Annotated in this window: 8 protein-coding genes and 1 other RNA gene; 6 read left to right on the top strand and 3 right to left on the bottom strand. The window is 71.4% G+C overall.

The window, feature by feature from the left end:
* Positions 1 to 454, top strand: a 454-nt coding sequence (locus CR470_RS33510) for an LPXTG cell wall anchor domain-containing protein (RefSeq protein WP_257139005.1), incomplete at its 5' end; no start/stop codon positions are given.
* Positions 455 to 657: 203 nt separating this feature from the next.
* Here CR470_RS33510 and CR470_RS33505 read toward each other — a convergent pair.
* Complete coding sequence (locus tag CR470_RS33505) at positions 658 to 858, bottom strand: hypothetical protein (RefSeq protein ID WP_003968786.1); 201 nt, start codon at positions 856 to 858, stop codon at positions 658 to 660.
* 260 nt (positions 859 to 1,118) lie between these two features.
* Here CR470_RS33505 and ftsE point away from each other — a divergent pair, with 260 nt between their 5' ends.
* The 5 genes from ftsE (at position 1,119) to ssrA (ending at position 5,051) form a co-directional block, all read left to right on the top strand.
* Entirely contained in the window at positions 1,119 to 1,808 is a 690-nt protein-coding gene (gene ftsE / locus CR470_RS33500; protein WP_003968787.1) for a cell division ATP-binding protein FtsE, read from the top strand.
* 55 nt (positions 1,809 to 1,863) lie between these two features.
* Positions 1,864 to 2,781: a permease-like cell division protein FtsX gene (ftsX, locus tag CR470_RS33495; protein WP_097871215.1), complete on the top strand. Its 918-nt coding sequence runs from the start codon at positions 1,864 to 1,866 to the stop codon at positions 2,779 to 2,781.
* A 68-nt stretch (positions 2,782 to 2,849) separates the two neighbouring features.
* On the top strand, positions 2,850 to 4,037 hold the full coding sequence (locus CR470_RS33490; protein ID WP_097871214.1) for a S41 family peptidase: 1,188 nt from the start codon (positions 2,850 to 2,852) through the stop codon (positions 4,035 to 4,037).
* 18 nt (positions 4,038 to 4,055) lie between these two features.
* Positions 4,056 to 4,544: an SsrA-binding protein SmpB gene (gene smpB, locus CR470_RS33485; RefSeq protein WP_097871213.1), complete on the top strand. Its 489-nt coding sequence runs from the start codon at positions 4,056 to 4,058 to the stop codon at positions 4,542 to 4,544.
* Between the two features lie 119 nt (positions 4,545 to 4,663).
* Positions 4,664 to 5,051: a transfer-messenger RNA gene (ssrA, locus tag CR470_RS33480) on the top strand.
* A 67-nt stretch (positions 5,052 to 5,118) separates the two neighbouring features.
* Here ssrA and CR470_RS40875 read toward each other — a convergent pair.
* Together CR470_RS40875 and CR470_RS33470 are read right to left on the bottom strand one after the other, a co-directional pair.
* Complete coding sequence (locus CR470_RS40875) at positions 5,119 to 6,564, bottom strand: protein kinase domain-containing protein (RefSeq protein WP_257139006.1); 1,446 nt, start codon at positions 6,562 to 6,564, stop codon at positions 5,119 to 5,121.
* Between the two features lie 13 nt (positions 6,565 to 6,577).
* The coding region (locus CR470_RS33470) for an MFS transporter (RefSeq protein WP_373561458.1) at positions 6,578 to 7,933 on the bottom strand (1,356 nt) is incomplete at its 5' end.

The raw sequence follows: 7,933 nt of genomic DNA, 5'->3' as shown, positions 1-7,933 counted from the left end.
CGACCAGGGTGGCGGCGACCAGGGTGGCGGCGACCAGGGCGGTGGCGACCAGGGCGGTGGCGACCAGGGCGGTGGCGACCAGGGTGGCGGCGACCAGGGCGGTGGCGACCAGGGCGGTGGCGACCAGGGCGGCGGCGACCAGGGCGGTGGCGACCAGGGCGGCACCGGCACCTCCGGTTCGGCCTCGGCCGGCTCGACCGGTGGCGCCACCACCGGTGGCGGCGACGCCGGCACCTGCACCGTCGACCTCGACGGCGCCGAGTGCACCGACAACACGGACACCGACAGCGTCGGCAACAAGCCGGTCGAGCAGAGCAAGGGCAAGGAAGAGCTCGCCGAGACCGGTGCGGCCGAGACGACCTTCCTGGTCATCGGCGCCGCGACGATGATCGCGGGCGGCATCGGCTTCCGCATCCTGCCGCGCCTCGTCGGCGGCGGTCGCGCGGTCGCCTAGCTCCGCGGTTGACCGAGCCGACGCGTAGCGGGCGCACGCCAGGCCCGTACACGGCACGGCACAGCATGAAGAAGAGCCCGGGAGGACGTAGAACGCCTCCCGGGCCCTTCTGTGCGCCCGAGCCGCTCAGGCGGCCGTACGCATATGTCTGTCGGCCCCGACGGGGCGATGAGGGGCGGCCCCGGAGGGCCGTGCGGGCCGGATCAGGCCGCTTGATGTGCCAGCAGCGCGAGCGCGGTCAGCAGCACCACCATCAGGGCGATCAGCATGGCCGGGCTCATCCCGGCCAGCGGGCCCTGGCCCTGCTCCTCCAGCATCTGCTGCCGCACGGCACGGCAGACGCGGCAGCGGCCCTCACTGACGGGGGACGCGCAGTTCGCGCACACCAGTCGGTCATAGGTCATGCGCATTCCTCCTCCCGCGCGGCGGAGCCGCTTGCTTGCGTTCTCTCCGCACAACGCTCACGGAAACGCAACCGTTCCCCCCACCACTGTGCCAGCTCGCGGCGATTTCGGCGCGGCCCGCCGGACAAGGTCCGGCACGACCCGTTTCGTTCCAGGGTCCGATCCATCATAAAACGCCCATTCCCGGACGCCGCCTGCACGCGTGAGCCCGGTTCGCGTATGGTCACGCTCACCTACTCCCGGCCGACCGTGGTGCATTCGTGATCCGATTCGACAACGTCTCCAAGACCTACCCGAAGCAGACCCGACCGGCTCTGCGCGATGTCTCGCTGGACATCGAGAAGGGTGAGTTCGTCTTCCTGGTGGGGTCCTCCGGCTCCGGCAAGTCGACCTTCATGCGACTGATCCTGCGCGAGGAGCGCGCCAGCACGGGCATGGTCCATGTGCTCGGCAAGGATCTCGCGCGCCTGTCCAACTGGAAGGTGCCGCAGATGCGCCGCCAGCTGGGGACGGTGTTCCAGGACTTCCGCCTGCTGCCGAACAAGACGGTCGCGGAGAACGTGGCCTTCGCGCAGGAGGTCATCGGCAAGCCCCGCGGCGAGATCCGCAAGGCCGTGCCCCAGGTCCTCGACCTCGTCGGCCTCGGCGGCAAGGAGGAGCGGATGCCCGGCGAGCTCTCCGGTGGTGAGCAGCAGCGCGTGGCCATCGCCCGCGCCTTCGTGAACCGCCCCATGCTGCTGATCGCGGACGAGCCGACCGGCAACCTCGACCCGCAGACCTCCGTCGGCATCATGAAGCTGCTGGACCGGATCAACCGGACCGGCACCACCGTGATCATGGCGACCCACGACCAGAACATCGTCGACCAGATGCGCAAGCGCGTCATCGAGCTCGAGCAGGGCCGTCTCGTACGCGACCAGGCGCGCGGCGTCTACGGCTACCAGCACTGACCGAAGGGCTCCGGCCTTTCGCGCATTTCGAGCATCGAGTCACTGAAAGGACGCCATGCGCGCCCAGTTCGTCCTGTCGGAGATCGGCGTCGGTCTCCGCCGCAACCTCACGATGACCTTCGCGGTCGTGGTCTCCGTCGCCCTCTCGCTCGCCCTGTTCGGCGGTGCGCTGCTGATGCGCGAGCAGGTCAGCACGATGAAGGACTACTGGTACGACAAGGTCAACGTCTCGATCTTCCTCTGCAACAAGAACGACGCCAAGGACATGCCCAAGTGTGCCAAGGGGGCTGTCACCAAGGAGCAGAAGGAACAGATCAAGGTCGACCTGGAGAAGATGGACGCCGTCGAGACGGTCCACTTCGAGACGGTCGACGAGGCGTACAAGCACTACCAGGAGCAGTTCGGCGACTCCCCGATGGCGGGCAACATCACGCCCGACCAGATGCAGGAGTCCTTCCGGGTCAAGCTGGACGACCCGCAGAAGTACAAGGTCGTCGCGACGGCCTTCGCCGGGAGGGACGGGGTGCAGTCCGTCCAGGACCAGCGGTCCATCCTGGACCAGCTCTTCGAGCTGATGAACGGCATGAACGCCGTCGCGGTCTACGTGATGATCCTGATGCTGGTCATCGCGCTGATCCTGATCGTCAACACCGTGCGCGTCTCCGCGTTCAGCCGGAGACGTGAAACAGGCATCATGCGCCTCGTGGGGGCCTCCGGCTTCTACATCCAGGCCCCCTTCATCATGGAGGCGGCCGTCGCCGGCCTGATCGGCGGCGTACTGGCCTGCGCCATGCTGCTCGGCGGACGCTACTTCCTGATCGACGGCGGCCTCGCGCTCCAGGAGAAGCTGAACCTGATCAACTTCATCGGCTGGGACGCGGTCCTCACCAAGCTTCCGCTGGTGCTCGCGATCGGCCTGCTGATGCCCGCCGTCGCCGCTCTGTTCGCGCTGCGCAAGTACCTGAAGGTGTGACATGTGCCCCCTGGGGCGCACGGGCGATCACCCGTGCGCCCCAGGGGGCTTGTCCTAGACTCGGCGTCATGTCGGGTTGTTCGCACCGCTTCCGGCCCCGCGGCCTCTGCCGCGGGGCGGCCCTGACATTGGTCTTCGGGTGTGCGCTCGCCACCGGCGCCGCGACCGGTTCACTGCCGCGGGACCCCGATCCCGGGTCCGGGCCGCAGACCCGTGCCGTCTCCTCCACCGTCGCCCCGGTCGACCGTGACGAGATCGAGGACGCCGCCGCCGAGGCCGAGGCGGACGGGAAGTCCGTGAAGGACGCCGCGGAGGAGGTCGTCAGCCGGAGCGGGGACCGCTGGGGCGCGGTCTACGACGAGCGGGAGTACGAGGAGTTCGAGCAGGCGCTGGACGGCTCCTACACCGGCGTCGGGCTCTCCGCCCGGCGCACCGACCGCGGCGAGGTCACGGTGTCCCGCGTGCAGGCCGGAGGTCCCGCCGACCGGGCCGGCATCCGCGCCGGCGACCTGCTGCGCACCCTGGACGGCCGCGCGGTCGGCAAGCGTCCCGTCGCGGAGGTCGTCGCGTTACTGCGCGGTGACGGTACGGGGGCGGCCGAGGGCAGCCGGGTGGAGCTCGGCCTGGCCCGGGAGGGCCGGAGCTGGACCAAAACCCTTCAGCGGGCCCGGCTGACCGTCGATGCGGTCACCGTGCGGCGGCTGGGGGCCGAGCCGTCGTCGGCGGTCCTGGTCAAGGTCGCGGCCTTCACCAAGGGCGCCGGGGCCGAGGTCCGTGAGGCGGTCCGCGAGGCTCCCGCGGGGGCCGGGATACTGCTCGACCTGCGCGCCAACTCCGGCGGACTCGTCGCCGAGGCCGTCGTCGCCGCCTCCGCCTTCCTGGACGGCGGCCTGGTCGCCACGTACGACGTGCGCGGGGAGCAGCAGGCCCTGTACGCCGACCCGGGCGGTGACACGGACCGGCCGGTCGTCGTCCTGGTCGACGGCGGCACGATGAGCGCCGCCGAGCTGCTGACCGGTGCGCTCCAGGACCGGGGCCGCGCGGTCACCGTCGGCTCGCCCACCTTCGGCAAGGGATCCGTGCAGATGCCCAGCGAGCTTCCGGGCGGTTCGGTGGCCGAGCTGACCGTCGGCCACTACCGCACGCCGGCCGGCCGGAACGTCGACGGCAGGGGCATCACACCCGACCTCGTGGTGGGGGCGGGGGCCCAGCAGCGGGCCGAGACGGTATTGAGTGGCCTCGGGGGCGGGTCGTAGTGCGAAAATGACCGCACTATGGCGAAGGAAAAAGACACCGGGCGCAAGATGATCGCGCAGAACAAGAAGGCGCGGCACGACTACACGATCCTCGACACCTACGAGTGCGGTCTCGTCCTCATGGGCACGGAGGTCAAGTCCCTGCGCATGGGGCGGGCCTCCCTGGTCGACGGCTTCGTCCAGATCGACGGCCACGAGGCCTGGCTCCACAACATCCACGTACCCGAGTACGTCCAGGGCACCTGGACCAACCACACGGCCAAGCGGAAGCGCAAGCTGCTGCTGCACCGGGCCGAGATCGACAAGCTGGAGTCGAAGTCGCAGGAGACGGGCCACACGATCGTGCCGCTCGCGCTGTACTTCAAGGACGGCCGGGTCAAGGTCGAGATCGCGCTCGCGAAGGGCAAGAAGGAGTACGACAAGCGGCAGACGCTCCGCGAGAAGCAGGACACGCGGGAGACGAACCGGGCCATCTCGGCGGCCCGCCGGCGGCAGCGCAGCGCCTGAGCGGCGCCTGCCCCGCCGGGGCGGGCGGCCGGGCAGGAATACAGTGGCATCGTCCGGCGTTGGTCACGTACGATGGGCCGTGCACCTCAGCGAAGGTGCGCGTTTTGAAAAATCAACATGGGGATGATCGGTTTCGACAGCGGATGTCGAAGCAGGGGAAGCGAGTCGAGGAAGCGGCAATGATCTCGTAAACCATATGTCGCAAACAATAATCGCCAATTCCAAGCGCGATTCCTCCGCCTTCGCCCTCGCTGCCTAATTAGCAGCTAAGCGAAGACTCTGCGGAGTGTCAGCCCGGGGGTGATCCCGACCCGGATCCTGGCATCAACTAGGGATCTAAACTTCTCGGCCCGGCCACGGGGCCGAGAAGGAAATCAAACAGTGGCTGGGCCTGTCGGAGGCTTGTTCGCGTGACCTCCGGGGCCGAGAAAAGCGCAGCGAACTGCACTCGGAGAAGCCCTGGTTCCGCACCGTTGGACGCGGGTTCGATTCCCGCCATCTCCACCACCCCATGTAAGCCTCCGCCCCGCGAGTTCACTCGCGGGGCGGAGGCTTTTTCGCATGCCGGAACGTGTCAGGGCTCCAGTACGGGGTCGGCGAAAGCGGCGATGCCTTTGCAGTCGCCGGACGCGGTGGCGAGGGTGACGCGCAGCCGCAGTACGTCGGTGACCGGTACGTCGAACGCCCGCTCCTTGCCCAGGGACAGGGTTCCGGACGCCAGGATCTTTCCGTCGCCGATGAAGGTCACCTTGCCCTGCGACTGGGGGGAGTCGTCCGTGATGCCGCCGGTGAAGCGGAGGGAGGACCAGGCGCGTTCCAGGTTGTATTCGGTGGCGCTGGTCTCCCCGAAGCAGGGCAGGCGCTTGGTCAGCGCCGTCTCGAAATTCCGGGTGTTCAGGACGGCCGGTTCGGTGTCCCATTCGGAGCCGTCCACCGGCGTCAGGGCCGTCAGGGACTGGGGCTCCCTCGCGGCGGACTCCGAAGAGGGCGTCGCGTCCGGGGTGCCGGAAGCGTCGGCCGTCGGCGTCCCGGGTGCATCCGACGGAGCGCCGGGCTCGGGGCTCGGCTCCGTCGTGGGGCCCTCCGTGACCGTGCGGGTCGCCTCCGGGCGCTTGCCGGACGCGGTGTCCCCGCCGTCGCCCGAGGACAACTGGGAGCCCAGGACTCCGCCGGTCACCAGCAGCGCCACAGCTGCCGCCGCACCCAGCGGCAGCAGGTACTTCGGGCGGGGGCGCCTCGTGTCCGGCGCTGTCACGGGCGGCTGGGACGGCAGTGGTGCCGCCGGCGGCTGCGGCGCGACGTAGTGCGGGCGCGCGGAGGGGGCGGCCCCGGGCGGGACAGGTCCCGGCGGCGGGGACGTGGGCGGGGGAGGGGCCGTGGCGGTGCGGGCGCGGGACGTCGTCGTGACCACCGCCGGGCGGAGCTGCCGTACCCAGCCGGTCAGGGACTCCGGGCGGCGGCCGGGGTCGGCGTCGTGCAGCGCGAGCAGGGCGGCCCGCCGCTCGGGCGGCAGACCGGCCACCTCCGGCAGTGCGGTGAACCGTTCGCGCAGCTGTTCCGGGGCCGTGGGCGGGGTCTCGCCGCTGAGCAGGAAGTAGGCGATGGCGCCGAACGCGTACCGGTCGGCGGCCGGGGACCGTACGCCCTCGTGCACCTCCGGTGCGGCGAACCCGGGGGTGAACCAGACCTCGGTCGTGCGGTGTTCGGGGGCGAGCTTGCTCAGCCCGAAGTCCACCAGGGTGGCCTGCCCGTCGGAGTCGACCATCACATTGCCGGGCGACAGGTCGCCGTGCACCACCACGCGGCCCGACGGGGTGGCGGCGCCCGAGTGGAGCCGGTCCAGCACCTCGGCCAGCTGCTCCAGGGGAGGATCGCCTCCCCACCGCGCCCGATGGACCGCCGCAGCCGGTAGCGGTCCGGGGTCGCGTCCGGTCCGACGCGCAGACCTCCGGTCGTGGTCGCCATGTGAGAAGTCCCCCCCCGGATACGCGTGAACAGCGGCCGGATCAGCCTCTCCCAGCCATCGGCCCAGGTCAACTCCCCTCCGCGGTAGCTGCCTTGGCCTGTTTCGCGGTGCGGGGCGAAGCCGTCATCGCGGTCCCCGCGCCCGCGATGGCCAGGGCGAGGGCCGCCGCGGACATCGGGGCCGCGTAGCCGGTGACCGTTCCCGCGTGCTCGACCAGCCAGCCGCCGGCCGCGGCCCCGGCCGCGATCCCGCCCAGCAGCGCGGTCACCGCGAGCGTCATGCCCTCGTTCAACTGCTCCGGGCGGGTGGACCGCTGGACCAGCGTCATGCCCGTGACCATCGTCGGCGCGGTCGCCGCCCCCGCCACCAGCAGGCAGAGCGCCAGGACCGGCAGGGAGGCGGAGCCGGCGGCGGCCAGCAGCGGCAGGGACATCAGCGCCGTCATCCCGGCCAGGCACAGCAGCAGCCTGAGGCGGACGTTCCGGGCGGGCCGCAGCGAGCCGTAGACCAGGCCCGCCACGCACGACCCGGCCGCCTGGAGCGCCAGGATCGCGCCCCCGGCATGCGCGATGGAGACCACCTCCAGCGCCCCGAACACCGCCCCCGTGGCGAGGAAGACCGCCAGCAGCGCGGCCACCCCCGGTGTGCGCAGCGGCGAGGCCACGGTCCTCGTACGGGGAGTGACGGGCGGTTCCGTGGCGCGCTGGGCGGCGAAGACCAGGACGCCGCTCATCAGGAGCACCGCCCCCACCAGCGTGCCCGCCTCCGGGAACAGCGCCCCGCAGAGCGTCGCGGCCAGGACCGGGCCCAGCATGAAGCACAGCTCGTCGGCGGCCTGTTCGAAGGAGTTCGCGGTGTGCAGGGCCGCCGGGTCGCCCCGGTGCAGGTGCGCCCAGCGGGCGCGCGACATCCCGCCGGTGTTCGGGGTCGTCGCGGTCGCGGCGTACGCGGCGAACAGCGTCCAGGCCGGGGCGTCGTGGTGCACGCAGAGCACCAGCGCCAGCGAGCCCAGCACGGCGAGCGCGGTGGCGGGGACCGCGACGCGTGCCTGCCCGAAGCGGTCCACGAGCCGGGCGGTGAAGGGCGCGACGACCGCCGTCGCGGCCAGGCCCGTCGCGGTGACGGCCCCGGCCAGGGCGTACGAACCCCGGGACCCGGCGATCATGATGACCGCGCTGACGCTGAACATCCCCATCGGCAGCCGGGCGATCAGGTTGCCCGCCGTGAACGCCCGGGCCCCCGGCGTGGCCAGCAGCCGGAGGTAGGGGTTCGACGACGGCCGTTGTCCGGCGCGGCCACTCCCGGGCGCGGAGCGCGGGGCCGCGACCAACTGGCCTCCGGCGACGGCGAACAGGGGAGCGGACGGCGGCGCGGCGGTCCGGTCCGGGCGGGCCGGCGGGAGGGCGGCGGGGAGGGGCCGGCG

The sequence above is a fragment of the Streptomyces sp. rh34 genome, assembly GCF_002551245.1.
Taxonomy (GTDB): domain Bacteria; phylum Actinomycetota; class Actinomycetes; order Streptomycetales; family Streptomycetaceae; genus Streptomyces.
This window is presented reverse-complemented; position numbering and strand designations above follow the sequence as displayed.